This is a genomic window from Streptomyces sp. PU-14G (genome assembly GCF_041028275.1).
Classification (GTDB): Bacteria; Actinomycetota; Actinomycetes; order Streptomycetales; family Streptomycetaceae; genus Streptomyces.
Map to the genome: position 1 here is coordinate 1 of NZ_JASKYT010000085.1, position 24,390 is coordinate 24,390.

21 protein-coding genes are annotated in these 24,390 nt (G+C 74.4%); 10 read left to right on the forward strand and 11 right to left on the reverse strand.

The window, feature by feature from the left end; genetic code table 11:
- The first annotated feature begins 356 nt into the window (after positions 1–356).
- From AB8Z75_RS13070 to AB8Z75_RS13085, 4 genes are all read left to right on the forward strand, one after another.
- Entirely contained in the window at positions 357–1,445 is a 1,089-nt protein-coding gene (locus AB8Z75_RS13070; protein WP_369201653.1) for a LacI family DNA-binding transcriptional regulator, read from the forward strand.
- A 106-nt stretch (positions 1,446–1,551) separates the two neighbouring features.
- Positions 1,552–2,223, forward strand: a complete 672-nt coding sequence (locus tag AB8Z75_RS13075; protein ID WP_369201654.1) for a hypothetical protein — start codon at positions 1,552–1,554, stop codon at positions 2,221–2,223.
- A 222-nt stretch (positions 2,224–2,445) separates the two neighbouring features.
- Positions 2,446–4,482 carry a SpoIIE family protein phosphatase gene (locus AB8Z75_RS13080; protein WP_369201671.1) on the forward strand — a complete coding sequence of 679 codons (2,037 nt, stop codon included), beginning with the start codon at positions 2,446–2,448 and terminating at the stop codon, positions 4,480–4,482.
- A gap of 130 nt (positions 4,483–4,612) precedes the next feature.
- Positions 4,613–5,749, forward strand: a complete 1,137-nt coding sequence (locus AB8Z75_RS13085) for an alanine--glyoxylate aminotransferase family protein (protein WP_369201655.1) — start codon at positions 4,613–4,615, stop codon at positions 5,747–5,749.
- 130 nt (positions 5,750–5,879) lie between these two features.
- Here AB8Z75_RS13085 and AB8Z75_RS13090 read toward each other — a convergent pair whose 3' ends face one another.
- Together AB8Z75_RS13090 and AB8Z75_RS13095 are read right to left on the reverse strand one after the other, a co-directional pair.
- On the reverse strand, positions 5,880–6,536 hold the full coding sequence (locus tag AB8Z75_RS13090) for an HD domain-containing protein (RefSeq protein ID WP_369201656.1): 657 nt from the start codon (positions 6,534–6,536) through the stop codon (positions 5,880–5,882).
- A 131-nt stretch (positions 6,537–6,667) separates the two neighbouring features.
- Entirely contained in the window at positions 6,668–7,114 is a 447-nt protein-coding gene (locus AB8Z75_RS13095; RefSeq protein ID WP_369201657.1) for a nitroreductase family deazaflavin-dependent oxidoreductase, read from the reverse strand.
- Between the two features lie 422 nt (positions 7,115–7,536).
- On the opposite strand from AB8Z75_RS13095, the gene AB8Z75_RS13100 reads away from it, so the two are divergent.
- Entirely contained in the window at positions 7,537–8,352 is an 816-nt protein-coding gene (locus tag AB8Z75_RS13100; protein ID WP_369201658.1) for an SAM-dependent methyltransferase, read from the forward strand.
- Positions 8,353–8,387: 35 nt separating this feature from the next.
- Here the strand turns inward: AB8Z75_RS13100 and AB8Z75_RS13105 are convergent, their stop codons facing one another.
- Genes AB8Z75_RS13105 through AB8Z75_RS13115 form a run of 3 tightly spaced genes read right to left on the reverse strand, consistent with a single transcriptional unit; the run spans position 8,388 to position 11,577 of the window.
- Positions 8,388–9,233: a sugar phosphate isomerase/epimerase family protein gene (locus AB8Z75_RS13105; RefSeq protein ID WP_369201659.1), complete on the reverse strand. Its 846-nt coding sequence runs from the start codon at positions 9,231–9,233 to the stop codon at positions 8,388–8,390.
- A complete protein-coding gene (locus tag AB8Z75_RS13110; RefSeq protein WP_369201660.1) occupies positions 9,230–10,429 on the reverse strand; it encodes a dihydrodipicolinate synthase family protein in 1,200 nt (399 codons plus the stop codon). The genes AB8Z75_RS13105 and AB8Z75_RS13110 overlap by 4 nt, the downstream gene beginning before the upstream one ends.
- Positions 10,426–11,577, reverse strand: coding sequence for a Gfo/Idh/MocA family protein (locus AB8Z75_RS13115; RefSeq protein WP_369201661.1), 1,152 nt, complete (start codon positions 11,575–11,577; stop codon positions 10,426–10,428). Before AB8Z75_RS13115 ends, AB8Z75_RS13110 begins: the two co-directional genes overlap by 4 nt.
- Before the next feature lie 378 nt (positions 11,578–11,955).
- On the opposite strand from AB8Z75_RS13115, the gene AB8Z75_RS13120 reads away from it, so the two are divergent.
- The gene (locus tag AB8Z75_RS13120) at positions 11,956–13,074 is read left to right on the forward strand and encodes a LacI family DNA-binding transcriptional regulator (protein ID WP_369201662.1); all 1,119 of its coding nucleotides are present in this window, start codon (positions 11,956–11,958) and stop codon (positions 13,072–13,074) included.
- Between the two features lie 67 nt (positions 13,075–13,141).
- Here the strand turns inward: AB8Z75_RS13120 and tatA are convergent, their stop codons facing one another.
- Genes tatA through AB8Z75_RS13135 form a run of 3 tightly spaced genes read right to left on the reverse strand, consistent with a single transcriptional unit; the run spans position 13,142 to position 16,544 of the window.
- Positions 13,142–13,432, reverse strand: coding sequence for a Sec-independent protein translocase subunit TatA (gene tatA / locus AB8Z75_RS13125; protein WP_369201663.1), 291 nt, complete (start codon positions 13,430–13,432; stop codon positions 13,142–13,144).
- Positions 13,433–13,492: 60 nt separating this feature from the next.
- Positions 13,493–16,129, reverse strand: a complete 2,637-nt coding sequence (locus tag AB8Z75_RS13130) for an HAD-IC family P-type ATPase (RefSeq protein WP_369201672.1) — start codon at positions 16,127–16,129, stop codon at positions 13,493–13,495.
- A 55-nt stretch (positions 16,130–16,184) separates the two neighbouring features.
- Entirely contained in the window at positions 16,185–16,544 is a 360-nt protein-coding gene (locus AB8Z75_RS13135) for an ArsR/SmtB family transcription factor (protein WP_369201664.1), read from the reverse strand.
- Between the two features lie 226 nt (positions 16,545–16,770).
- Between AB8Z75_RS13135 and AB8Z75_RS13140 the strand changes: the two genes are divergently transcribed.
- A complete protein-coding gene (locus tag AB8Z75_RS13140; protein WP_369201665.1) occupies positions 16,771–17,037 on the forward strand; it encodes a GlsB/YeaQ/YmgE family stress response membrane protein in 267 nt (88 codons plus the stop codon).
- A 99-nt stretch (positions 17,038–17,136) separates the two neighbouring features.
- Here AB8Z75_RS13140 and AB8Z75_RS13145 read toward each other — a convergent pair whose 3' ends face one another.
- Entirely contained in the window at positions 17,137–18,387 is a 1,251-nt protein-coding gene (locus tag AB8Z75_RS13145; RefSeq protein WP_369201666.1) for a hypothetical protein, read from the reverse strand.
- A gap of 173 nt (positions 18,388–18,560) precedes the next feature.
- Between AB8Z75_RS13145 and AB8Z75_RS13150 the strand changes: the two genes are divergently transcribed.
- Both AB8Z75_RS13150 and AB8Z75_RS13155 read left to right on the forward strand, forming a co-directional pair.
- Positions 18,561–19,016, forward strand: a complete 456-nt coding sequence (locus AB8Z75_RS13150; RefSeq protein WP_369201667.1) for a BlaI/MecI/CopY family transcriptional regulator — start codon at positions 18,561–18,563, stop codon at positions 19,014–19,016.
- A 3-nt stretch (positions 19,017–19,019) separates the two neighbouring features.
- Complete coding sequence (locus AB8Z75_RS13155; protein ID WP_369201668.1) at positions 19,020–19,970, forward strand: M56 family metallopeptidase; 951 nt, start codon at positions 19,020–19,022, stop codon at positions 19,968–19,970.
- A 164-nt stretch (positions 19,971–20,134) separates the two neighbouring features.
- Here the strand turns inward: AB8Z75_RS13155 and AB8Z75_RS13160 are convergent, their stop codons facing one another.
- Positions 20,135–22,165, reverse strand: coding sequence for a BTAD domain-containing putative transcriptional regulator (locus tag AB8Z75_RS13160; RefSeq protein WP_369201673.1), 2,031 nt, complete (start codon positions 22,163–22,165; stop codon positions 20,135–20,137).
- 219 nt (positions 22,166–22,384) lie between these two features.
- Between AB8Z75_RS13160 and AB8Z75_RS13165 the strand changes: the two genes are divergently transcribed.
- The gene (locus AB8Z75_RS13165) at positions 22,385–23,362 is read left to right on the forward strand and encodes an alpha/beta fold hydrolase (RefSeq protein ID WP_369201669.1); all 978 of its coding nucleotides are present in this window, start codon (positions 22,385–22,387) and stop codon (positions 23,360–23,362) included.
- Here the strand turns inward: AB8Z75_RS13165 and AB8Z75_RS13170 are convergent.
- Entirely contained in the window at positions 23,329–24,318 is a 990-nt protein-coding gene (locus AB8Z75_RS13170; RefSeq protein WP_369201670.1) for an adenosine deaminase, read from the reverse strand. The two genes, AB8Z75_RS13165 and AB8Z75_RS13170, sit on opposite strands and share 34 nt — an antisense overlap.
- Between the last annotated feature and the right edge of the window lie 72 nt (positions 24,319–24,390).

Here is a 24,390-nt window from a genome sequence, read left to right on the forward strand (position 1 = left end):
CCCTGATCCAGCCAGATCCAAACGAAAGACCCTAATGCGCCGGGTCAAGACCCGGCGCATTAGGGTCTTTCGTTTGGATCTGGCTGGATCAGGGAGCGGGTTCCGGTGCGTGCTCTCGCAAGGCGGAGGATGGGGGTCCCCCCGGCCGAAGGCTGGGGGAGAGTCCCTGCGTGGGGGCACCTCCCGGGGCGAGCGAAGCCGAGCCCTGGGGGAAGCGGCGACTGACTCCCCCAGCCTCCGGCCGGGGGTGCCCCCAGCCGCGAGAGTGCGTGCCGGGGCCCGCGAGCCCAGCCAGATCCAGACGGGGGGCCCTAGGATGACGGGGGCGCTGAGCGGTGAGGTGACAGGCGGAGGTCATGGGCGACGGCAGGGAGGGGCGGCCGGTGGGCGCGCAGGGGGACGAGCCGGTGGACGCACGGGCAGACGAGCGGTCGGCGTCCCGGCGCCCGACGCTCAAGGACATCGCCCAGGCGGCGGGCGTCTCCCGCTCCACGGCGGCCAGGGCGCTGAGCAAACAGGGCTACGTCGGCGCCGCGGCGAACGCGCGCGTCCAGGCCGCCGCCGAGGAACTGGGCTACGTGCCCCACGGTTTGGCCAGGTCGCTGCGCCAGCAGGTGTCCCGTTCGGTCGGCGTCCTCGTCTCCGACCTGCGCAACCCCTTCTACGCCGACCTGGCCGCCGGCATCTCCCGGCACGCCCGCTCCCGCGGCTACACGATGGTGCTCAGCGACGACAGCGGCCGTGCGGACGTCGAGCGGGAGGCGGCCCGCGCGTTCGTGGCCATGCGGGTCGCGGGAGTGATCGTCACACCCGTCTCGGAGGAGGTCTCCGCCTTCCTGCTGCGCCAGCGCGTCCCCGTGGTGGAGGCCGACCGCCAGTTCGCCACCGGCCGCTGCGAAGCGGTGATCGTGGACAACATGGCCGCCTCGCAACGGCTCAGCGAACACCTCATCTCCCTGGGCCACCACCGGATCGCCCTGCTCATCGACGAGACCGACTGGACGACCGGTCGCGAACGGTTCCGCGGCTACCGCGAGTCGCTGCTCGCCTCGGGCATCCCGGCTGACCCGACGCTGCTGGTGTCGGCCGGCTCCGACGTGGACGCCGCGCGGAAGGCCGCCGTCGACCTGCTGGCCCGGCGCGACCGCCCCACCGCCGTGTTCGCCGCGAACAACGTCCTGGCGGAGGGGCTGTGGCGGGCGGCCCACGACCTGGGGCTGCGGGTGCCGGCGGATCTCTCCCTCGTCTCGTTCGACGACGCGCCCTGGATGAGCATGGTCGATCCGGGGGTTACCGCCGTCGCCCAGGACGCCGTCGCTCTGGGAGAGGCCGCCCTCGACCGGCTGCTGACCCGCATCGACGATCCTGAGGCGCCGGCCGGGACCGTCGTCATCGACGCCGAGATCCAGGCCCGCGGGTCGACGGCGGCCCCCCGCGCGAGCTGAAGGGGCCGGCCGCACCAGCCCGAAGTGCTACCCCCCGCCGTGGCTGAGTAACCCTCTGAGTACCCGCGCTCAGGCAGGGCCGGGGGCAGGCGGGCAAGCTGAGCGCATGACGACACCGCCGCTGTCCGGGCAGCCGTACCAGCCGCACCGTCCGGGCATGGTCCCCCCTCCGCCGGCGCCCTCGCAGGTGCGGCGCGGGCTGCGGGCGGCGCTCGCGGTCGCGGTGGTGCTCGCGCTGGCGTGCGGCGGCGCCACCGTCTGGTGGCTGCTGCGCGGCCGTGCCGAGGCGCCGCTGGCCGACAGGCCCCGGGTGAGCGACGCCAGGGCCGGAGTCACCTACGCGCTCCCTCCGGGCTGGGTGCACGACCGCCGCGGGGACGCGGACCTGACGGACGCCTTCTCCTCGCGGATCACCCGCACCACGGCGGGCGGCGCGAGCGGCGGCACCGTGCTCGCCGGCCGGTCCGGGCAGGTGGTGCCGGACGCCGATCTCGGGACGTACACCGAGGCAGCGGCCAGGTCGAACGCGGAGTTCTTCTTCCCCGACCAGCCGGTTGAGCTCGCCAGGTCCCAGGTCACGAAGGTCAGCGGGCACCCGGCGCACACGGTGGCGCTGCGGGTGCCGGCCCGCGGCGAGAAGTCCGGAGCCCACCTGCTGATGACCGTCGTCACGGTGGACGGCGACCACACCTCGTTCGTCCTCGGCATCGCCACGGGCGGCTCCCCCGCGGGCGTCCACGACGTCGAGGACGTGGTGGAGAGCGCCCGCACCAGGTGAGCCGGGCAGCCGGCGCCGGTCGCGCCGCCGCCCCGGGGCCGGTCACCCGAACGGGCGCATCGGATGTCCCCTCGCGCGCTGGAGGGGCACTCCACCGGACCGCGAGGGAGGATGGAGGGGTACGCCCAGGGCAGGAAGGTAGCCGCCGTCGTGAGGAACCGCGAGGAGCCGCCAGCAGGCGACGCCGACGGCGCGCCGCCGGCGGGCGACGGCCCGTCCGGCGTGGCCCTGTCCCCGCCCGGCGGCCTCCTGGACGTGCTCGGCGTGGGGGCCGTGGTGCTGGACGCACGGGGACGCATCGTGCTGTGGAGCCCGCAGGCCGAGGAGCTGTTCGGCTACTCGGCCGAGGAGGCGCTGGGCAGCTACGCGGCGCCGCTGCTGGTCCCCGACGCACAACGGGACCTGGTGTTCCGGCTCTTCGACGAGGTGCTGCGGGACGGCACGAGCTGGGCGGGCTCCTTCCCCGTGAAGCTGCGGAACGGCCAGGTCAAACCCCTGGAGTTCCGCAACATGCGCCTGAACGACGACCAGGGCGCGGTCTTCGCGCTGGGCCTGGTCACCGACCAGGCCGCGCTGCGGGAGGTCGAACGCGACCTGGCCTTCTCCGCCCGGCTGGTGCAGCAGTCGCCGATGGGAATCGCGGTCATGGACACCGCGCTGCGCTACGTGTCCGTCAACCCCACCCTCACGCAGTTGGACGGCGTCGGCGTCGAGGGGCACCTGGGCCGCTCCGTCCACGACGTCCTCCCCCACGGCCACGCGGGCAAGGCCGAGCGGATGATGCGGCGGGTCCTGGAGACCGGCGAACCCGTCATCGACCACGAGGTCCTCGGCGGTGAGACCTCGCGGGGCGAGGGGCGGGCCTGGTCCGTGTCCGTCTTCCGGCTCGACGACGCGGGCGGGCGCCCGCTGGGGCTGTCCGTCTCGGTCACCGACATCACCGAGCGCCACCGGGCCGCGCTCCAGGCCGAAGCGGCCCGGCAGCGCCTCTCCCGCCTGGCCGAGGCCTCCGTCCGCATCGGCACCACGCTCGACCTCGAACAGACCGCCAGGGAACTGGCCGAGGTCACCGTGCCCGAGCTGGCGGACATCGCCGCCGTGGACGTGCTGGACGCCGCCGTCAGCGACCAGCCCGTGCGCATCCCCGAGAAGGAGACCGCCACCTTCCGGGCGCTGGCGCTCGCCCTCGCCTACCCCACCGTCGCCGCGGACGCGGCCGACCTGCCCGGACACGCGGCGCGCTACGGAGCCGACCGGCTGGTCACCCGCTGTGTCGCCACGGCGGAGCCCGTCGCCGTGCCGGCGGTAGGCCCCGAGGACCTGCTGCGCATCGCCAAGGACGAGGAGGCCGCCGCCCTGCTGGCGCGCGCCGGTGTCCACTCCTACCTGGCCGTCCCCCTCATCGCGCGCGGCGAGGTCCTGGGCGCGCTCGACCTCAAGCGCACCCGCAACCCCAAGCCCTTCGACCGCGACGACACCCTCCTCGCCTGCGAGCTGGCCGGCCGCGCCGCCGTCTGTATCGACAACGCCCGCCTCTACCGGCAGCAGCGCAACATCGCTCTCACCCTGCAGCGCAGCATGCTGCCCACACCGGCCGCCACCGCGACCCGGCTGCGGGTGGCCTCCCGCTACCAGCCGGCCGGCGCCCACAGCGAGGTCGGCGGCGACTGGTTCGACGTGCTGGAGCTCGAACAGGACCGCACGGCCCTGGTCGTCGGCGACGTGATGGGCAGCGGCATCACCGCCGCCGCCACCATGGGACGGCTGCGCACCGCCACCCAGACCCTCGCCCGGCTGTCGCTGCCCCCGCACGACGTGCTGCGCCACCTCGACCGGATCACCATGGGCCTCGACCCGTACATCGCCACCTGTGTGTACGCCGTCTACGACCCGGCGGACCGCCGGTGCCGGATCGCCTCGGCCGGCCACCTGCCCCCCGTCCTCGTCCCGGCGCGGGGCGAGCCCCGCCTGGTCGAACCGCCCGAGGGCGCCCCGCTGGGCACCGGGCTGGGCGAGTACGGCACCACCGAGATCGGCCTGGAGGCCGGCGACCGGCTCGTGCTGTACACCGACGGCCTGGTCGAGACGCGGCGGGACGACATCGACGACCGGCTGGGCGCGCTGCTGGATCTGCTGCGCCCGGGCGGCACGGGTGCGGCGGAGTCGCTGGAGGAGAGCTGCGACCGGCTGCTGAAGACGCTGCGTCACCCCGACAACCACGACGACGTGGCCCTCCTGGTGACGAGCCCCCGCCCCTGACCCGTCGGGTGCCGGCCGGCCTGCGGCGGCGGAAGCGGGGTACCGGAGGTGAGGCGCGCCGGTCGCGGACGTAGGGTCGTGCGGTAACGCGGCCGTGGCAGGATGCGGCCCTCGTGGTTGGAAGGCGACCGTGACTGCGCACACCGAGCACCCCTCCCTGCTGGATCTGCCGCCGCTGACCGCGGAGCACTTCGCCGCCGTCGAGGACAAGGTCGCCGCACTGCTGCGGACCGGGTCCGACGTGGTGGCGATGCAAGGCGAGGCGCTGCTTCCGCTGGAGGCGTGCATCCGTGCGGCGGCGGCACCCGGCAGCACGGCGCTGAACGTGGTCAGCGGCCCGTACGGGGAGACGTTCGGTGGCTGGCTGCGTGCCTGCGGGGCCGAGGTGGTCACCCTCGACGCGCCGTTCACCGGGGCTGTCGAGGCCGCGCAGGTGGCCGAGGCCCTGCGGCAGCACCCGCGCATCGGTCTGGTCAGCCTCGTCCACGCGGAAGCGGCGACCGGCAACACCAACCCCGTCGCCGAGATCGGCGAAGCGGTGCGGGAGAGCGGCGCGCTGCTGATGCTCGACGCGGTCGCCTCGGTGGGTGCCGAGCCGCTGCTGACGGACGCGTGGGGGGTGGACCTGTGCGTCGTCGGCGGACAGAAGGCGCTGGCCGGCCCGGCCGGGGTCTCCGCCGTCTCGGTCAGTGCCAGGGCGTGGGAGCGGATCGCCGCGAACGCGCAGGCGCCGCGCCGCTCATACCTCTCACTGCTCGACTGGAAGCAGCGGTGGCTCGACGGCGGCCGTACCACGCTGCCCCACGCCCCCGCCCAGTTGGAGATGCTGGCGCTGGAGCAGGCCGTCGACCGGGTGGCCGCCGAGGGCCTCGAGAACTCGATCGCCCGGCACCGCGCGGCCTCCGCCGCGACGCGCGCCGCCGCGCACGAGCTGCCGGGACTCGCCCCGTACGTGGTGCGCGACCAGGACGCGGCGCCCGCCGCCACGACGCTGCGCGCGCCCGAGGGCGTGGACGCGCGCGAGGTGGTGGCCGCCGCGCTGGAGGCCGGCCCGCGGGTGCCGCTCCAGGCGGCGGCGGGCGCGCTCGCCGAGGAGATGTTCCGGGTGAACCACTACGGGCGGGCCGCCGACCGCACGGTGGTCGTCGACACGGTTCGGGCCCTCGCGGCGGGGCTGCGGACGCTGGGCGTCGCGGGTGCGGAATCCGCGGGGGCGGGAGCCGTCCGCAGCGCCGAAGCCGCCTGGGACGGCATGGCCTCGGCATGACGGCCGGGGCGCGGAGGCGAGGGCGCTGAGTGCCCGTCCGGAGGCCGGAGGCGACGGCGGTGGCCCGCCCCTTCGCCGGGCGGCGGAGGCAGGGCTTCGGGGCGCCTCCGCCGGTCACGCGTGCGGCGGTTCACTCCGGCCAGGGCGACTCCAGGATGGTGCGGACGAAGTCGCCGCGCTCGAAGTGCGGGTCGTAGTGCGCCAGGACGTCGGCCTTCACATTGCCGAACGTCGTTTCCGGCTTCGGCCCCACGCCGTCCGCGAACGCCCGCAGAATGCTCTGTTTGAACGCGGGACGCGGATGCAGCGCGACGACGGCCGCACGGTCGTCCGCCGCCAGTTCGTCGAAACCGAAGCCCAGCACGTCGTACTCCACGCCCGCCGTCACGAGCGCCACCTCGGGCTCCATGAACTCCGGGATGCCCGGCGTGGTGTGCAGGGCGATCGCCGTCCACACCCGCCGGATGCTGTCCTCGGGCACGGAGCGGGCCGCGAGGAAGCGGCGGGCCTCGTTCGCGCTGTCGACCTCGAAGCGGCGCCCGCTGTCGTGGAACGGCTCGCCCAGCCCCACGTCGTGGAAGAGGGCCGCGACGTAGAGCAGTTCCGGGTCGTGGCTGATGCCGCGGGCACGGCCCAGGAGGCTGCCGAAGAAGAAGACACGGCGCGAGTGGTCGTAGACCAGGTCGCTGGTCGTGTCCCTGACGAGCTCCGTGGCCTCCGCCACCAGCCGGGAGTCCGGGACCCGTACTCCGGCCGGGCCACCGTGTTCGTCCGTCCGCTCACCCATCCGGTCTCCTCCGCTCCTGCCTCATGGCTCTCACCCTCGCCCTCGCCCACGCGCCGCTTCGGCCGCCGCCCGGCGCCGTCCTGGTCCGCGGGGCCGTCGGCCTGCCGCCCCGCGGCCCGTCGGCCTGCCGCTCAGTGTCCACCAGGGGTGGGTTCCAGGACGAAGACGGGGATCTCCCGGCCGGTCTTGCGCTGGTACTCGGCGTAGTCGGGAAACGCCTCGACGGCACGCTCCCACCACCGCGCCTTCTCCTCGCCCGTGACCTGGCGGGCCGTCATGTCCTGCCGCTTGGGCCCGTCCTGGAGTTCGACACGGGGGTCGGCGACGAGGTTGTGATACCAGACGGGGTGCTCCGGCGCCCCGCCCTTCGAGGCGACCACAGCGTACTTCCCCTCGTGCTCCACCCGCATCAGCGGCGTCTTGCGCACCTTGCCGCTCCTGGCACCCCGCGTGGTGAGGACGATGACGGGCATCCCCCGCATGGTGGTGCCCTCCGTGCCGCCGGAGCTCTCGTACAGATCGACCTGGTCGCGCACCCATTGCTCCGGGCTCGGCACGTACTCACCCTGGATCGGCATGCTGCTCTCGTCCCCTCGTCGGTTCGCGGCCGGCCCGCTCGCGGCCGTCGGATCATCTTGCCTGGCACTCCCCGGCTTACCACCGGTGGCGGGGCCGTACACGTGGCAGCAAGCGGCCGAGGGGCGCCGCACTCGCCCGCGCCTTCGAGGGGGACACCGCCACACCGGTGGCGGCGCGGACCTCGGCGTACGCATCGCGCGGGACGGCGGCGGCAGTGGCCGGCTCGACCCGCGCGCCCGGGGAGAGGACGCGCGCCCTGAGAGAGGCCGCGCGCACGGGCCGCCGCGTTCCGCAGGCGGTGAAGGAGGTGTGGCACTGCCTGGCGCGGTGCGGTTCCGCGTCAACGGCCGTCCCCCCGTAGGGTGTCGGCAACGAGTTCGACGCTCCGGCGGACCACCGGGGCTCAGTTGTGGAGCGGCGCATGCATATCGGGGACGGCGGTCAGGAGCGGCTGAACACGGGGACGGCCCATTCGGCCCGGGTCTACGACTACATCCTGGGCGGCAAGAACCACTACGAGGCCGACACGGTGGCCGGGGACGCCATGGTGGAGGTGTGGCCCGCGCTGCCTGTGCACATGCGGGCCAACCGCGCGTTCATGCTGCGCGCGAGCCGCTACCTGGCGCGGGAGCGGGGCGTACGCCAGTTCCTGGACATCGGCACGGGGCTGCCGACCTCCCCCAACCTGCACGAGGTCGTCCAGGGTACGGCGCCCGAGTCCAAGGTCGTCTACGTCGACAACGACCCGATCGTGCTGAACTACGCGCAGGCGCTGCTCAACAGCACGCCCGAGGGCCGTACCACCTACATCGAGGCGGACATGCGGGACCCGGACGCCATCCTCGGCTCCGCCGAGTTCCGGGACACCCTGGCCCTGGACGAGCCGGTGGCACTGCTGGTCGTCGGCATGCTGCACTTCATCCACCCCGGCGACGACGACCACGGTCTGCTCCGCCGCCTGCTGGACCCGCTGCCCGCGGGCAGCTACCTCGCGGCGACCATCGGAACCGCCGACTTCGCCCCGCAGGAGGTGGGGCGGGTCGCCGAGCGGTACGCGGCGGAGGGCATGCCGATGGCGCTGCGCACCCGCGCCGAGGCCGCCGCGTTCTTCGACGGGCTGGAGCTGATCGAGCCCGGCCTTGTGCAGGTCCACAAGTGGCGCCCGGAGCCGGACGACGAGCAGGTCCGCGACGAGGACATCGCGATGTACGGCGCCCTGGCCCGCAAGCCCTCCTGAGACCCGGCCGGCCGGGGCCGCGGGCGCCGGACGGTTCAGCCGAGCGCGTGGCGCACGTACCGCCGGGCGGTCTCGGCCAGCACGTCGGTGCCGTCGCGAGCCCACAGGCCGGGGTTGAAGATCTCGACCTCGACGGGGCCCCGGTATCCGGCCGCGTCGACCAGCGTGCGGAAGTGGCGCAGATCCACGCAGCCGTCACCGAGCTGGCCCCGCCCCAACAGCGCTCCCTCGGGCAGCGGGGTGACCCAGTCGGCGAGTTGGAAGGCGGCGATGCGTCCTGCGCTGCCCGCGCGGGCGATCTGTCCGGGCGCCTGGTCGTCCCACCACAGGTGGTAGGTGTCCACGACGACGCCCACCTGGTCGGGCGGGAAGCGTTCGGCCAGGTCGAGGGCCTGGCCGAGGGTGGAGACGACGCACCGATCGGAGGCGAACATCGGATGCAGGGGTTCGAGCGCCATGCGCACGCCCAGGGCCGCCGCGTGGTCGCCGAGTTCGGCGAGCGCGTCGGCGACCCGCTCGCGTGCCCCGCGCAGGTCGCGGCTGCCCTCCGGCAGCCCGCCCGAGACGAGCACGAGGGTGCCGGTGCCGAGCGCGGCGGCCTCCTCCAGCGCCGCGCGATTGTCGTCCAGGGCGCGGCGCCGCTCGTCCGGTTCGGTGGCCGTCAGGAAACCGCCACGGCACAGTGAGGTGACGGTGAGCCCCGCGTCCCTCATCAGCCGGGCCGCCGCCTCGACGCCGTACCGCCGCACGGGCTCGCGCCACAGTCCGGCCTGGGTGACGCCCAGCTCGCCGCAGGCCTCGGCGAGGGCGGGCAGGGAGAGTTGTTTGACGGTCTCCTGGTTGATGGAGAAGCGGGCGAGGTCGGGCGGGGTTGCTGTCACTGGTGCACTCCGTGGACGGCGAGGAGTTGTCGCATGCGGCTGCGGGCCAGGTCGGGGTCGGGGAAGAGGCCGAGCCCGTCGGCGAGCTCGTAGGCGCGCGCCAGGTGGGGCAGCGAGCGTGCCGTCTGGAGGCCGCCGACCATGGTGAAGTGGTCCTGGTGCCCCGCGAGCCAGGCGAGGAGGACGACGCCGGTCTTGTAGAAGCGGGTGGGCTCCTGGAACAGGTGCCGGGAGAGGGGGACGGTGGGGTCGAGTGCCGCGCGGAAACCAGCCGTGTCCCCGGTGTCGAGGGTGCGGACGGCGTCGGCGGCCAGCGGGGCGAGAGGGTCGAAGACGCCGAGCAGCGCGTGGCTGAAGCCGCGCCCGTCGCCCGCGATCAGCTGGGGGTAGTGGAAGTCGTCGCCGGTGTAGCAGCGCACCGTGCCGGGAAGGCGGCGGCGCAGCTCGCTCTCGCGGTCGGCGTCCAGCAGGGAGACCTTCACGCCGTCCACCTTGCCGGGGTGTTCTGCGATGATCGTCAGGAACGTCTCGGTGGCGGCGTCCAGGTCCTGGCTGCCCCAGTAGCCCTCCAGCGCGGGATCGAACATGGGGCCGAGCCAGTGCAGGATGACGGGCTCGGCGGCCTGGCGCAGCAGGTCGCCGTAGAGGGCCAGGTAGTCCTCGGGGCCACGGGCCGTGGCGGCCAGCGCGCGGGAGGCCATGACGATGGCCTGCGCGCCCGCTTCCTCCACGGCGCCCAACTGCTCCTCGTACGCCGCCCGCACCCGCTCGACCCCGGCGACGGTCCCGCTCAGCTGGTCGGTGCCCACCCCGCAGGCGATACGGCCGCCCACCGCGCGTGCCTCGGCGGCCGAGCGGCCGATCAGCTCGGCGGCGCACGACCAGTCGAGCCCCATGCCGCGCTGCGCGGTGTCCATGGCCTCGGCCACGCCGAGACCGTGCGCCCACAGGTGGCGGCGGAAGGCCAGGGTGGCGTCCCAGTCGACGGCGGCGGGGGCGCCGGGACGGTGGTCGGCGAACGGGTCGGCGACGACGTGCGCGGCGGCGAAGACCGTGCGGGAGGTGAGCGGCGCGGCCCCGGGCCCGGCGCTGACGGCCGGGGCCGGCTCGGCCCGTGGGACGTACGTGCGCAGGGCCCCGGCGGCATCGGGCAGCCGGATCCCGTGGGCCGCGGCCGGGCGCGGTGCGGGGCTCACAGCGACAGCTCCGGGACGGCCAGGCGGCGGCCCTCGGCCGACGACCGCAGGCCGAGTCGGGCGAGCTGGACGCCGCGCGCACCGGCCAGCAGGTCCCACTCGTACGGGGTGCCGAGCGCCACATGGCGGAGGAAGAGCTCCCACTGGGCCTTGAAGCCGTTGTCGAAGTCGCCGTTGTCCGGCACCTCCTGCCACTGCTCGCGGAACCTCTCGGTCGCGGGCAGGTCCGGGTTCCACACCGGCTTGGGGGTGGCGGACCTGTGCTGGGCGCGGCAGCGGCGCAGCCCGGCGACGGCCGACCCCTCGGTGCCGTCGACCTGGAACTCGACCAGTTCGTCGCGGTGGACCCGCACCGCCCAGGAGGAGTTGATCTGCGCCAGCGCGCCGCCCTCCAGCTCGAAGATGCCGTAGGCGGCGTCGTCGGCGGTGGCTTCGTAGGGCTCGCCGCGCTCGTCCCGGCGGCGCGGGATGTGGGTGGTGGCGTGGGCCTGCACGGAGGTCACGCGGCCGAAGAGGTTGTGCAGCACGTACTCCCAGTGCGGGAACATGTCGACGACGATGCCGCCGCCGTCCTCGGCACGGTAGTTCCAGGAAGGCCGCTGCGCCTCCTGCCAGTCTCCCTCGAACACCCAGTAGCCGAACTCACCGCGCACCGAGAGGATCCGGCCGAAGAAGCCGCCGTCGACGAGCCGCTTGAGCTTCAGCAGGCCCGGCAGGAAAAGCTTGTCCTGCACGACGCCGTGTTTGATCCCCGCACGCGTGGCGAGCCGCGCCAGTTCGAGTGCGCCGTCGAGCCCGGTGGCGGTCGGCTTCTCGGTGTAGAGGTGTTTGCCCGCAGTGATGGCCTTCTTCAGCGCGGCCTCGCGTGCGGAGGTCACCTGCGCGTCGAAGTAGATCTCGATGGTCGGGTCGGCCAGGACGGCGTCCAGGTCGGTGCTCCACTCGGTCAGCCCGTAGCGGGCGGCGAGGGCTTCCAGCGCGTGCGCGCGCCGGCCCACCAGTACCGGCTCCGGCATCAGTACGGTTCCGTCGCCGAGGTCGAGGCCGCCCTGCTCGCGCAGGGCGAGGAGCGAGCGCACGAGGTGCTGGCGGTGTCCCATGCGTCCGGTCACGCCGTTCATGGCGATCCGTACGGTCCTCACTGTCACGTGTGCGTCTTCCTCTCGACTGCCTCTCGATCCGCTCGCGCACCGGCTCGATCGCTCGCGTCGGCACTCCCGTGCGGGGCCGCGCGGTCGGAGGCGCCCGGTAAGCGCTTTCTGGTCGGCACGCTAGCTCTCCACGAAGGAGCCCACAAGAGGGCCGCGTACAGTGCGGTGAGGCGCCCGTGGCCGTTCGGGGGAGAGTGAGCGAAGGGGGAAGGACTGTTCGAGGGAAAGCGCTTGCGCGCTGGTGGCGACTTCAGGGCACTCCCGAAGGTGAGAACATGGCGCTCGCCCCCGGCGCGGGGCACACGCGCACGCGGACCATGCCCACGCGCACGCGGAAGCCGGGGAGCGCGCAAGAGCAGGCAGACGGAGGAAGACATGGCAGTGACCCTGGCCGACGTGGCCGCTCGGGCCGGGGTCTCCTCGGCCACGGTCTCCCGCGTACTGAACGGCAACTACCCGGTGGCCGACGGAACCCGCACCCGCGTGCTACGCGCCGTCGACGAACTGCAGTACGTCGTCAACGGGCCCGCGAGCGCACTGGCCGCTGCCACGTCCGACCTGGTCGGCATCCTGGTCAACGACATCGCGGACCCCTTCTTCGGCATCGTCGCGAGCGCCGTACAGAGCGAGATGGGCGGCGAAGCGGCCACGGGCGCGGGCCAGAAGCTCGCCGTCGTCTGCAACACCGGCGGCTCCCCCGAGCGCGAACTGACCTACCTGACACTGCTGCGCCGCCAGCGGGCCGCCGCCGTCGTGCTGACCGGAAGCTCCGTGGAGGAGACCGCGCACAGCACCGCGCTCGCCGACCGGCTGCGCCACCTCGCCGCCGGTGGCACGCGGATCGTCCTGTGCGGCAGGCCCCCGCTCGCGCCCGGCGGCGCCACCACTCAGGAGCCGCCCCTCGCCGAGGACGGCATCGTCACGCTCACTTTCGACAACCTGGGCGGCAGTCACCGCCTCACCGCGCACCTCCTCACCCTCGGACACCGCCACATCGGCTACGTGACGGGCCCCGCCGACCGCTCCACCACCCGGCACCGGCTGGAGGGTCACAGGAGGGCCGTGGGCGAACAGGCGCCCGAGGCGCTCGCCGAAGCGGAGCGCCTCACCGTCCACGGCGGCGCCTACGACCGTTCGGCCGGCTACGACGGCGCGCTCGAACTGCTGCGTCGCGCCCCCGGTCTGACGGCGGTACTGGCCGCCAACGACACCGTCGCCCTCGGCGTCTGCGCCGCTCTGCGCGACCAGGGGCTGCGCATCCCCGAGGACGTCTCCGTGGGCGGCTTCGACGACCTTCCCTTCGCCGCGGACGCCTCCCCCGCGCTGACGACCGTGCGCCTCCCGCTGCACGAGGCCGGCGCCCGGGCCGGGCGTCTCGCCCTGGGCCTGGAGGCCCCGCCACCCGGCGGCGTCGCCACGGTCCGCGCCGACTTGATGGTGCGCGCCTCGACGGCGCCGCCCGCCTCCGGGAGGACGCAGGGCGCCCCGCGTTGACGCTCCGGGCCGCCACCGCCACCGCCCGCACCCCGGACGGAGTCCGTTCAGAGGCTCCGTCCGGAGCCTATCCCCGGGCGGCCAGGGGCTTCTCCGCGTCCGGGGGCGCGCCCTCGGAGGGAGCCTCCTGCGCGGAGGGAGCCCCGTCCGCGGACGGCGCATCGCCCGCCGACGAGTGGGCAGGTGTCGGACGCCCGATGTCCTCCTGCCTCAGCGCCCGCGTCTCACTCCTGAGGATCCGCAGGGACTTGCCCACTGAGCGGGCGGTGTCCGGGAGCCTTTTGGAGCCGAAGACGAGGAGCGTCACCAGCGCCACCACCAGCAGGTGCCAGGGCTCCAGACCGTTGCGCAGGAACACTGTCGCCTCTCCCTTCCTCGACAGTTGCGGTATTGCGCAACCATACAATCGGTGCTCCTTTCACCGGTCGTCGGCGGGCCCCTCGCGCACGTACCGCCTCATGGCGGCCACGAGCGCGGCACCGTAGAGCAGCAGCACCAGCGCGAGCAGCGCGTAGGACAGCGGCGTCAGCGCGGTGACCATGCCCAGGGCCGGACCGAGGGCGGTGAGGGGCAGCAGGACGCCGGTCGCCGCCAGCAGCAGGGCGGCGAGCGCGACAGGACCGGGCCTGGCAGGACGACGAAAGCGGGGCACGGCGCGCAGCAGCACCATCACCATCGCCTGGGTGAGCAGGTTCTCCGTGAACCAGCCCGCGTGAAAGAGGGCCTGTCCGGTCTCGTCGGCCGCGCCGTCCACGGTGAGCGCGAGCACCGCGAAAGTGGCCAGGTCGGCGGCGGCGTTCAGCAGGCCGAAGGCGGTGATGAACCGCAGGATTCGTCCGGGCCGCAGCACGGCGGGCCCTGAGGGCGAGGCGGGGCCGCACCGGTCGAAGGCGAAGGCGAGTTGCGCGGCGTCGAAGAACAGGTTCTGCACCAGGACCTGCGCCGGCAGCATCGGCACGAACGGGAACAGCAGCGCGGCGGCGAGCATCGCCAGGGCGTTGCCGAGCTGGGAGGAGAGGGTCACGCGCAGATAGGAGGTCAGCGAGACACCCGCGCGGCGGCCGGAGTCCAGCGCGTGGCCCAAGCCGGCGAACGGCCGCTCGCCGAGCACCACGTCGGCGCTCTCGCGCACGGGAGCGACCGCGCCGCGCGGGCACAGTGCCACATCGGCGGCGCGGAGTGCCGCCAGGTCGTTGACTCCGTCGCCCAGGAAGCCGGTGGTGCGCCCGTCGGCCTGTAGAGCGGCGACGACGCGCGCCTTGTGGCGTGGGGTGCACCGGGCGAAGAGGCGGGTGGGCCCGGCCGCGCGAGCCAGTTCGCTGTCGCTGAGCGCGTCGATGCGGCGGGCGGTCAGCACGTCGCCGCCGGGGTCGAGACCCAGCTCGCGGCAGGTGCGGACGGCGGTGCCCGGATCGTCACCGGTGAGGATCTTGACGTCCACGCCGCGCCCGCTCAGCGCGCGCAGCACCTCGGGCGCGTCCTCGGTGAGGGAGTCCCGCAGCGTGACCAGCCCGACGAAGGTCAGGCCGCGCTCGTCCGCCACGCCGTAGGGGCGCCCGTCGGCCCGGGAGCGGCGTTCGGCGGTGGCCACCGCGAGCAGCCGCAGGCCGTCGGAGGCGTACCGTGCCGCCGCCGCGCACAGTGCCTCGCGGTCGGCTTCCGGCAGTGCGCACCGCTCCAGCACGGTCTCGACCGCACCCTTGACGACGAGCGTGTGCACGCCCGGACGCCCCGGCTCCCGGACGACGGCCATGGACAGCCGCCTGACCGGATCGAAGGGGACCGCGGCCACGCCCTCCCACGCCTCGGCACCGGGCTCCGGGTCACTCCCGTCCCCGGCCCTCACCCCTTTCGCCGCGGCATGGAGCACCGCCTCGTCCAGCGCGTCGGGCACCGGATTCTCGGCCAGCCGCACCGTCCACAGCGCGTTGAGCGCCGCCCACCGCAGCACCGCGGGGTCCGGGGCGCACTCCGCGTCCAGCGCCTGGTCGACGACCGGACGGTCCTGGGTGAGAGTGCCCGTTTTGTCGAAGCACAGGACGTCCATGGCGCCGAGGTCCGGCAGCGCCGACAACCGCCGCACGATCACCCGGTGTTCCCGCGCGAGAGCGACGGCGCCGCGCGCGAGGACAGCGGTCATGACGACGGGCAGCATCTCCGGGGTCAGACTGACCGCGACCGCCACGGCGAAGGGCAGGATCTGCACCCCGTGCCCGCTGACGGCCGCGTCGGCCGCGAGGGCGAGCGGCGGCGTGAGCAGCATGAAGCGGACGAGGGTCCAGGCGATGCCGCGCACCGAACGGTCGAAGGCGCCGTGCGCGGGGCGGGCGTGCCGGTGCCCGGCCGCCAGCCTGGTGGCCGCACCCGTGGCGATCACGACAGCGGTACCGCCGCCGGCGACCACGCTGCTGCCCTGGAAGCACAGATGGGGCTGTTCGAAGAGTTCGGTGTCCCCCGCGGGCGGGACGGCCGCGGCGTCGGCGCGGTGCTTGGGCAGCGGACCCGACTCACCGGTCAGCGGCGCCTGGTGTACGACCAGACCCGTGGAGCGCAGCAACAGCACGTCGGCTGGAACGAGATCGCCGGGGCCGAGCCTGATCACGTCCCCCGGAACGAGCTCACCGACCGGAAGTTCCCGAGGCAGGGGAGACAGTGGTGGCACCGCGTCCGCGTCCGGGCGTCGCACAACGGTGACGGTGCCGGCGAGCAGGGCCCGCAGACCCGCGACCGACCGGTCGGCCCGCAGCTCGCCGCAGGCACGCAGCACACAGCTGACGGTGACCAGCGCCGCGATCACCCCCGCGGCACCCAGCGATCCCACGGCGGTGGAGACGGCTGCCAGACACAGCAGGACGGCGGTAAACGGGTCACGGACACCGCGGACAAGGCGCCCCCACAGCGACGGGGTACGCCACGAAGGCGGGGCGTTCTCGCCGTACCGCGCCAGCCGTTCCGCCGCCTCGGCCTCGGTGAGCCCCCGCGGGCCGGCCTCCAGCCGCCGCAGCGCCGTGAGCGGGGCGTGGGCCGCCAGCCCCGCGGCGTGCTCCTGGAGCACCGCCCCGGTCCGGACGCGCGCCTGCCCCTCCCGGTGCCGGGAGAGGCCTGCCGTCTCAGGCACCGAACTCGCTCAGCCGCGGAGCCCGCCGCTGCCGGGCGGACTCCACCTCCAGTCGGCGCACCATCTCGTGCACCACGGCGACCACGACCGGATCGTCGACCAGGTACACCTGCCGCCGCCCCTCACGCCGGGAGCGCACCAGCCCGGCCAGCTTCAGCTTGGCCAGATGCTGGCTCACCGCCGGCAGCGTGCCCCCCACCCGCTCGGCGAGGTGAGTGACGTCGCACTCCCCCTGGGAGAGCGCCCACACGAGGTGCACCCGCGAGGGCGAGGCGAGCAGGCCGAAGGCCGCGGCGGCCTCCGCCAGCACCTGAGGGGACGGGTCCGTGTGACCGCCTGCCTGCGATGCCACCGCTGCACTCCCGTCCGCGCGTCTTCCGGCGACCGGTCCGTGGCCGCCCCCGTCACCGGCTCCGCGCCCGCGACGGGCCTCAGTCTAGGTGCGCCAGGCCCCGGCCAGTCCGGACGCCTTCCCCCACCGCACCCTGTCAGTTGCGCAATCATGGAACTGTTGTCGGCTCCCGGGCGTCTTCCCGTGCGCCGGTACGTCCGTTGCCGGTGAACTGGAGAGGTATGTGATGGGCATCATCAGTTGGATCATTCTCGGCCTGCTGGCGGGGGCCATAGCCAAGGTGCTGCTGCCGGGCCGTGATCCGGGCGGCCTGATCGGCACCGTGCTCATCGGGATCGCGGGCGCGTTCGTCGGCGGCTGGATCTCGGCCACTTTCCTGGACCGCCCCATCCGGCAGGAGTTCTTCGACCTGCCCACCTGGGGAGCCGCCATCGGCGGCTCGCTGGTCCTGCTCGTCCTCTACCGCCTCCTGCTGGGCAACTCACGGAACTGAGCGGCCGAGCGGGCGGGCCGACCGGGCCGCCCGGCCGGCGCGCCCTGCCGGCCGACGCGACGGCCACGGGGGCGCGGGCGCTGCCCCCGGCCCCCCTCCTCACGCGCCGCGCGGGGCCGTTCCTCCGCGCGGGCTTCCGTTCACGCTTCCGTACGGGTCTCCGGTCGGGCTTCCGTACGAGCCTCCGTACGGGTCTCCGGTCGGGCTTCCGTACGAGCCTCCGCGCGGGCTTCCGTTCGGGCTTCCGTACGGGTCTCCGGTCGGGTCTCCGGTCGAGGAACCGCCGGAGTCGGAACCGGCGGACCCGGAACCGCGTGACCCGGGACCGCGTGACCCAGGACCGCCCGAGTCGGAGCCGTCGGAGTCAGGGCTACCGGCCCCGGAACCACCGCTTGCGGAACCACCGCTTGCGGGGCTGCCGAAGTCCGGGCCCGCGTAGTCGGGACTGGCGAAATCGGGGCTGGCGAAATCGGGACTTCCGTGGCCGGGGCTGTGGTGGCTGGGCCGCTCGCGGCCACCCGGCCCGCTCCGATCGCCGTGGCCACTCCGGTGACCGCGGCCACCCCGACCGGCGTTGCCGCCTCGGTGACCTGGCCCGGCGGGACCGCGAGGCGAGCCGTCGGCCGCCCGGAGTGCGGGCGGCCTCGCGGACGCCTCCCGGGGCACAGACGCCTCCCCCTCCGCGGACACCTCCCGTCCCGCGTCGGGCAACCGGTCGCGCAGATACGGCAGCACCGCGCGTTCCAGCAGTGCCGCGCGCCAGGCCCTTCGGGCCCTCTCCTCCGCCCGCCGTTCCTCCGCGAGGACGGGCGTGTCCCCGGGCCCCGAGGCGGGGCCGGATCTGGAGTGGCGGCGCGCTGTGACGACGAGCTTGCCCAGCCCCAGGGCACCCGCCACAGCGGCGACCCCGGCCCCCGACCACCCCGTCACCACGAGCGACGCACCGACGTCCCGCTGGGCCTGTACCAGCATCAGCACGTAACCGAGCACCAGGAAGATCACGGCTGCCGCAGCCGCGACCAGCGGCACCAGCACGGCGAGCGCCGCGAACAGCCCTCCTCCGTTGACCCGGTGCACCCTCCTCGCGGAGGCGGCCGTCCGGCCCCGGGAAGTGCTTCCTTCACGTATCCGGCACAGTGCGCGGTACTCCGCCGCCGCGGCGCCCGCCAGTTCCTCCGCGGACTCGTGCGCCCAACTCCTGAGGCGCTCCGCGGTGCCTGCGGGCGCTCCCCGCAGCTCTCGCCGGAAGGTCTCCGAGCGCAGGGCCTCGTCCACCACCCGCGCGAACTCCCTGCCGGTTTCCGTCTGGCAGCGGGGGACGGCCCCACTCCCCGGCGGCGAAGCTCCCATTACTCTTCCTTCCAGACATCCGGCGGGCTGCCGACGGCCCGCCGGGAAGGCGAAAATCTACAAGACTGTAGAAGATACTGAACGAGCGGCGTGCCGACCACACGCCCCGAGAGCCGGGGCCGGTCGTACGGCGGCCGGTCGACGCGCGGCGCCGGCCGGCGGAGGGAGGAGTTGTGGGCGAGACAGCGCGCGAGCGGGGACACCGGCGCGGACAGGGCGAGTTGGAAGCCACGGTGCTGACCGCCCTGCACGCCGCTCCGGGACCCGTCACCGCAGCCTGGGTGCGGGAACAGCTCGGCGGCGGCCTCGCCTACACCACCGTCGTCACCATCCTCACGCGCCTGCTCGCCAAACGGGCGGTCACCCGCGAGAAGGCCGGCCGTTCCTTCGTGTGGACGCCCGCGGCGGACGCGGCGGGGCTGGCCGCTCACCGGATGCGGCAGGTCCTCGACAACGAGAGCGACCGCGGCACCGTACTGACCCGTTTCGTCACAGGGCTGACCGACGACGACGAACAACTGCTGCGCTCGCTGCTGACGCAGACCGACGGCGGCGGGCGCGACGGCGCCGCGAACCCGGCCCTCGACACCGACGCGCCGGACAACGACGCGGAGGGGAAGAGCGACTGAGCCGTGGGCTTCTTCGTCCTCCTCCCTCTCGTCCTGCCTCTGACGTCCTGGCCGGTGGCCCGGCTCGCCGAACGGCGCCTGCATCCCCGGGCGACGACGCGCCTGCTGGTCGCGGCCGGTGCCGTCCTGGCAGCGTGCAGCACCCTGTGCCTGGGGCTGCTGGTCGTCGTCGGCACCGCCCAGTTGCCGGGCAACCCGCTGCCCGACGCGTGGTCCCATCCGGAAGTACGCGCGGCCGTCCCCTACGACGAGATCCTCGGGAAAGCCGCCATCCCGGCGCTCCTGGCTCTCCTCACCGCGGGCGGGGCCACCGTGGCACGTCACCTCCGCGTCCGGCGGCGCGTCCGGCGCGCGCTCGACGGCTTGCCGCCCTCCCCCGTCGCGGTGCTTCCCGACAGCGTCCCGTACGCCTTCGCCCTGCCGGGGAACCGGCGGACGCGCGCGCGGGTCGTGGTCACCAGGTCCCTCCTCGACGCGCTCGAACCGGCTGAACGGCGCGCGCTCTTCGCCCACGAGCGCGCGCACCTGGCAGCCCGCCACCCCCTGCTGCTGCTCCTCGCCGAACTCGCCGCCGTGGCCAACCCCTTCCTGAGGCCCCTGTGCACGGCCGTCGCCTTCGGAGTGGAGCGGTGGGCCGACGAAGAGGCCGCCAGGATCGTCGGGAACCGGCGACTGACCGCCCGCGCGGTCGGCAAGGCCGCTCTCCTCGCGCGAGACGGTCCGCCGCGGGCCCTTCCCGCGCTCGCGGGCACCGGCCAGATCCCCCGGCGCGTGCAAGCACTGCTCGCCCCGGCGCCGACCGCGCGGCTCTGGCTCCCGCAGACCACCGCCCCCGGGCTCGTCGCCGGTCTCGCCGCGTGGCTCGCGGCCGTCGGAGCCGCCGTCTCCGCCCTCTCCTCAGCGAACGCGGCCGTGGCCCTGGTCGTGATCCTGCACGCGGCCACCCCGCTGTGAACCCGCCCGGACACGTGCACAAGAGCGCCCGTGACCAGGGTGATCCGCCGGGCCGGTACGACCGTACGGCGCAGGGGGAAGCGAGGGGTGACGCGTGGGAGCAGCTGACACACCCGGCCGGGTCGCGCGCACAGCCAGTCCGAACTCCGGGCGGGCGAGGGCGGTCAGCTCTCCAGCGCCGAGTCCATGGCGCGCAGGTGGTCCGCGACGGGCCCGAACGTGAGCAGGCCGCTGCCCGCGCCGGCCTGTTCTCCGGCGGCCGGCGCCAGGTGGGCCAGGGCCCGCCGCGTGACGGCGCTCTGGCCGACCGCGGCGGCGGCCCGGCCGACGAGACACCACATCGCCTCGAACAGGAGGTCACGCGGCGGTGGGGGCATCGCGCGCAGCGCCGCACGGGCCTCCTCCTGGCGTCCCTGCGCGACGAGCAGCGCGGGGCGCACCCAGGGCTCGTACGGGCCCCAGTCGGCCGCCTCGTCGACGGTGAGCGGCTCGCCGTGCGCGATCTGCACGCTCAGCAGGGCGAGGGGCGGCAGACCGTTCCGCAGCCCCGGCATGCCCGCGCCGTCGAGACACGCGGCGGCCTGCTCGTAGGCGTGCCGGGCGGGCTCGGGCGGACCGGTCATGGCCGTTCGCAGCGCCCGGTACCAGGTGGTGAGGACGGCGACGAGCGGGAGTTCGTGCCGATGGGCCAGTGCGTCGGCCGCGGCGGCGTGCCGGTCGGCTCCCGCCAGGTCGCACAGGGCGCACCGGGACTGGAGGCGGATGAGGTGGCCGAGCACCTCGTACCGCGCCAGCCCGTGCCGCGCGGCGAGGTCCACCACCTCGGCGCCGATCGCGTCCCGCTGTGCCGCCAGTCCGGCACGGTGGAACGTCTGCATGAAGGTGCCGTTGAGGGCGAAGGCGAGCAGCGCGGCGTCGTCGAGTCCCCGGGCGATCTCCTCGGCCTGCCGGGCCGCCTGGAGCGGGCGCGCCGTCGTGCCCCGGGTGGCTTCCCCGGCGGGCAGTGCTCCCCGCGACTCCACCGCGATGGTGGCCAGCAGCCGGCAGCGCGCGGCGGCGTGCGCGTCGGACGCGGAGAGCGAGAGCCCCGAGGAGGCCGGGGCAGCGGGCGGGGGCGGGAGCAGCCGCAGGGTTCGCTCCGCCGCGCCCACCAGCCACCGCGACTGTTCTGGGTCGTCCGCGCGGGTCCAGATCGCGGGCACGTCGAAGACGCCGATGACGCGTGCCGTCAGTTCGGGGTCGCCCATCTCTTCGGCGGCGGCCACCGCGGCGACACGGTGGTGCCGGGCGGACTCCAGGCCGCCGCCCCCGGTGACGGCCAGGTCCCGCATGAGGCCGGCGGTGGACTCCAGATGGACCCGGGAGCGGGCTGACACGTTGCTCTCGTAGGCGGTGGTGGCCTGCGCCCACACCTGCGCCGCCGTGCCCGCCGCGCTCTGGTCCAGGTGCTCCGCGTGGCGCAGGATGTCCTCCTCCAGGCGGCGCAGCCGGGGGCCGGGGTCCACCCCGAGCTGCTCGGTGAGCGTGCCGCGGGCCCTTCGCAGGACGGACAGCGCGTCGGCCTGCCTGCCGGTGCGGTACAGGGCCCGCGCGAGCAGCTGCCAGGCGTCCTCGCGCCACGGGTGCTCCGCCACGTGGGCATCCAGGTCCGGCACGGCCCGCGCGGCCTCCCCCAGGGCGATGCGGGCCTCGGCGCGGCGTTCGAGGGCGTGCAGGCGCAGCTCCGTGAGCCGGGCCCGCTCGCCGCGGGCCCACGGTTCGTCCCCGAAGCCGGCGTAGGCGGGGCCCCGCCACCAGCCGAGGGCTTCGGTGAGGCGGGCCGCCACCTGCGCGGGCTGCGCGTCGGTGAGGGAGGCCACGGTCTGTTCGAACCGCCAGGCGTCGACGTCGTCGGTCGCGGCGCGCAGCGCGTAGCCGGAGCCCTCCGTGACCAGGAGGCGGGAGGGGCTGCGGGGCGGCCGTTCGGGTTCCAGCGCCCGCCGCAGCGCGGAGACGAAGGTGCGCACCGCGCCCACGGCGTCGTCTGGCGGCCTGTCCCACAGGTCTTCCACCAGCCGCGCCACCGTCACGACCTGCCGGCGGGCGACGATCAGGCGGGCCAGGACAGCCCGGTGCCGCGGCCCCTTGAGGGCAAGGGCCTCACCTTCCGGGCTCCAGGCCGCGACCGCGCCCAGAACTCCGCATCGCACCCGCACTCCGGTGTCCCGTTCTCCCGTACCGCTCGCTGACCCCAACGTATACGTGCTCGCACCCGTGCTCATCGGTTGCTCATCCACGGCCCGCAGGGTGGAGACGCGGGGCGCGGGCCACCGAGACCGGCGGCCCCGCCCTCAGCGAGGACCGAGGACCACGAGCGACGCCGCTGAGCGGCGACAACCACCGAGACGGCCGGCACGGCCGGGACGAGGACAGTCATGACAGCACGCACACCTTCCGGGGCCGACGCCCGGATCCCCGGCTTCGAGTACCACCGTCTCCAGGGAGCGGACGGCGTCACACTCCAGGCTGCGGTCGGAGGGTCCGGCTCGCCGGTCGTCCTCCTGCACGGGTTCCCGCAGACCCACCTGATGTGGCGGCACGTCGCCGCGGACCTGGCCGCCGACCACACCGTCATCTGCCCCGACCTGCGCGGCTACGGCGACAGCGGCAAACCGCCGGAGGCCGGCCCCGAGACCTACTCCAAGCGCACCATGGCGGCGGACGTCGTCGCACTCGCGCGCGCCCTGGGCCACGACCGCTTCGCCCTGGCAGGCCACGACCGCGGAGCTCTCGTGGCCTTCCGGGCGGGACTCGACCATCCGGCGGCCGTCACCCACCTGGCCTGCCTCGACGTCCTGCCCACCCTGGACATGTGGGAGGCGCTGCACGGCACCTCCGCCGCCGTCGGCTTCCACCTCTACCTGATGGCCCAGCCCCCCGGCCTGCCCGAGCGGATGATCGAGTCCGCCGCCGACGCGTTCTTCTCCCACTTCCTCGACATCTGGGCCCGCGACCCCGGCGCCATACCCGCCGACGTCCGCGCCGCCTACCTGGCGGCGTGTGCGCGAGCGGTGCCGTCGATCGTGGCGGACTACCGCGCCTCGGCGGGCATCGATGTCGAGCACGACCGGGCCGACCGCGCCGCGGGGCGGCGGTTGACCATGCCGGTGACCGTGCTGCAGCAGGACTGGGGGGCCGCACTCGGGTACGAAGCCGCCGCCCTGTGGCAGGCCTGGGCACTCGACCTGCGGCACTCCACCGTCTCCTGCGGGCACTTCATGGCCGAGGAAGCGCCACAGGACATCAGCAGGGCGCTGCGGGAGCTGCTGTCCCGTGAGGCGCACGCCAAACCGCCGCGGAACGGCCGTCCGCTGCCACGTCAGAAGACGTGGGCGTCGACTTCCTTCAGGTAGGCCTCGCGCGTCGTCTCGTCGAGGAAGGAGGCCCGGAAGGAGTTGCGGGCCAGGGTGCGCAGCGTCTCCTCGTCCAGCCCGAGCGCTTCGCGCACGGCGGTGAAGTTGTCCTCGGCGTAGCCGCCGAAGTAGGAGGGGTCGTCGGAGTTGACGGTGACCATCAGACCCGCCTCCAGCATCGCCGGCAGCGGATGGTCGGCGAGGCGGTCGACGACGCGCAGCCGCAGGTTCGACAGGGGGCACACCGTCAGCGGTACCTGGTCCGCGGCCAGCCGTGCCACCAGCCCCGGGTCCTCCAGGCTGCGCACCCCGTGGTCAACACGGTCCACGCCGAGTACGTCCAGGGCCTCCCACACGCCTGCGGGCGGGCCCTCCTCACCGGCGTGCGCCACGCACTTCAGACCCGCCGCGCGTGCCAGCTCGAACACCTCGCGGAACTTCGCGGGCGGGTTGCCGACCTCCGCCGAGTCCAGGCCGACCGCGGTGATGCGGTCCAGGTGCGGGCGGGCGTCCTCGAAGGTACGCAGCGCGGAGTCGGCGCTCTCGTCCCGCAGGAAGCACATGATCAGCCGTGTGGTGACGCCGTGCTTCTCCGGCGCCGCGTCCAGTGCCCGCGCGAGCCCGCGGACCACGGTGCCCAGCGGGACGCCACGCGCGGTGTGCGCCTGCGGGTCGAAGAAGATCTCCGCATGGCGTACGCCCTGCTCGCGGGCGCGGGCGAGGTAGGCGTCGGCCAGGTCGGCGAAGTCGTCCTCCGTGCGCAGCACCGTCATCAGCGCGTAGTAGAGGTCCAGGAAGGACTGCAGGTCCTGGAAGGAGTAGGCGGCCCGCAGCTCGTCCTGCGAGGCGAAGGGGAGGGCCACCCCGTTGCGCTCGGCGAGGGCGAAAGCGAGCTCGGGCTCGAGGGTGCCCTCGATGTGGAGGTGCAGTTCTGCTTTGGGAATCGGTGCTGCCATGGCGTGGCAGCCTATCGGTTCGGCTCGGTCCAGGTCATGCGCGGTGGCCGAGGAACCGCGCATGACCTGGAC

Excerpts from the sequence above, each read along its gene's own strand:
- AB8Z75_RS13075 (WP_369201654.1), top strand. The coding sequence starts at position 1,552 with ATGACGACACCGCCGCTGTCCGGGCAGCCGTACCAGCCGCACCGTCCG.
- AB8Z75_RS13165 (WP_369201669.1), top strand. The coding sequence starts at position 22,385 with ATGACAGCACGCACACCTTCCGGGGCCGACGCCCGGATCCCCGGCTTC.
- AB8Z75_RS13145 (WP_369201666.1), bottom strand. The coding sequence starts at position 18,387 with ATGGGAGCTTCGCCGCCGGGGAGTGGGGCCGTCCCCCGCTGCCAGACG.
- AB8Z75_RS13095 (WP_369201657.1), bottom strand. The coding sequence starts at position 7,114 with ATGCCGATCCAGGGTGAGTACGTGCCGAGCCCGGAGCAATGGGTGCGC.
- AB8Z75_RS13100 (WP_369201658.1), top strand. The coding sequence starts at position 7,537 with ATGCATATCGGGGACGGCGGTCAGGAGCGGCTGAACACGGGGACGGCC.
- AB8Z75_RS13120 (WP_369201662.1), top strand. The coding sequence starts at position 11,956 with ATGGCAGTGACCCTGGCCGACGTGGCCGCTCGGGCCGGGGTCTCCTCG.
- AB8Z75_RS13170 (WP_369201670.1), bottom strand. The coding sequence starts at position 24,318 with ATGGCAGCACCGATTCCCAAAGCAGAACTGCACCTCCACATCGAGGGC.
- AB8Z75_RS13090 (WP_369201656.1), bottom strand. The coding sequence starts at position 6,536 with ATGGGTGAGCGGACGGACGAACACGGTGGCCCGGCCGGAGTACGGGTC.
- AB8Z75_RS13140 (WP_369201665.1), top strand. The coding sequence starts at position 16,771 with ATGGGCATCATCAGTTGGATCATTCTCGGCCTGCTGGCGGGGGCCATA.
- AB8Z75_RS13070 (WP_369201653.1), top strand. The coding sequence starts at position 357 with ATGGGCGACGGCAGGGAGGGGCGGCCGGTGGGCGCGCAGGGGGACGAG.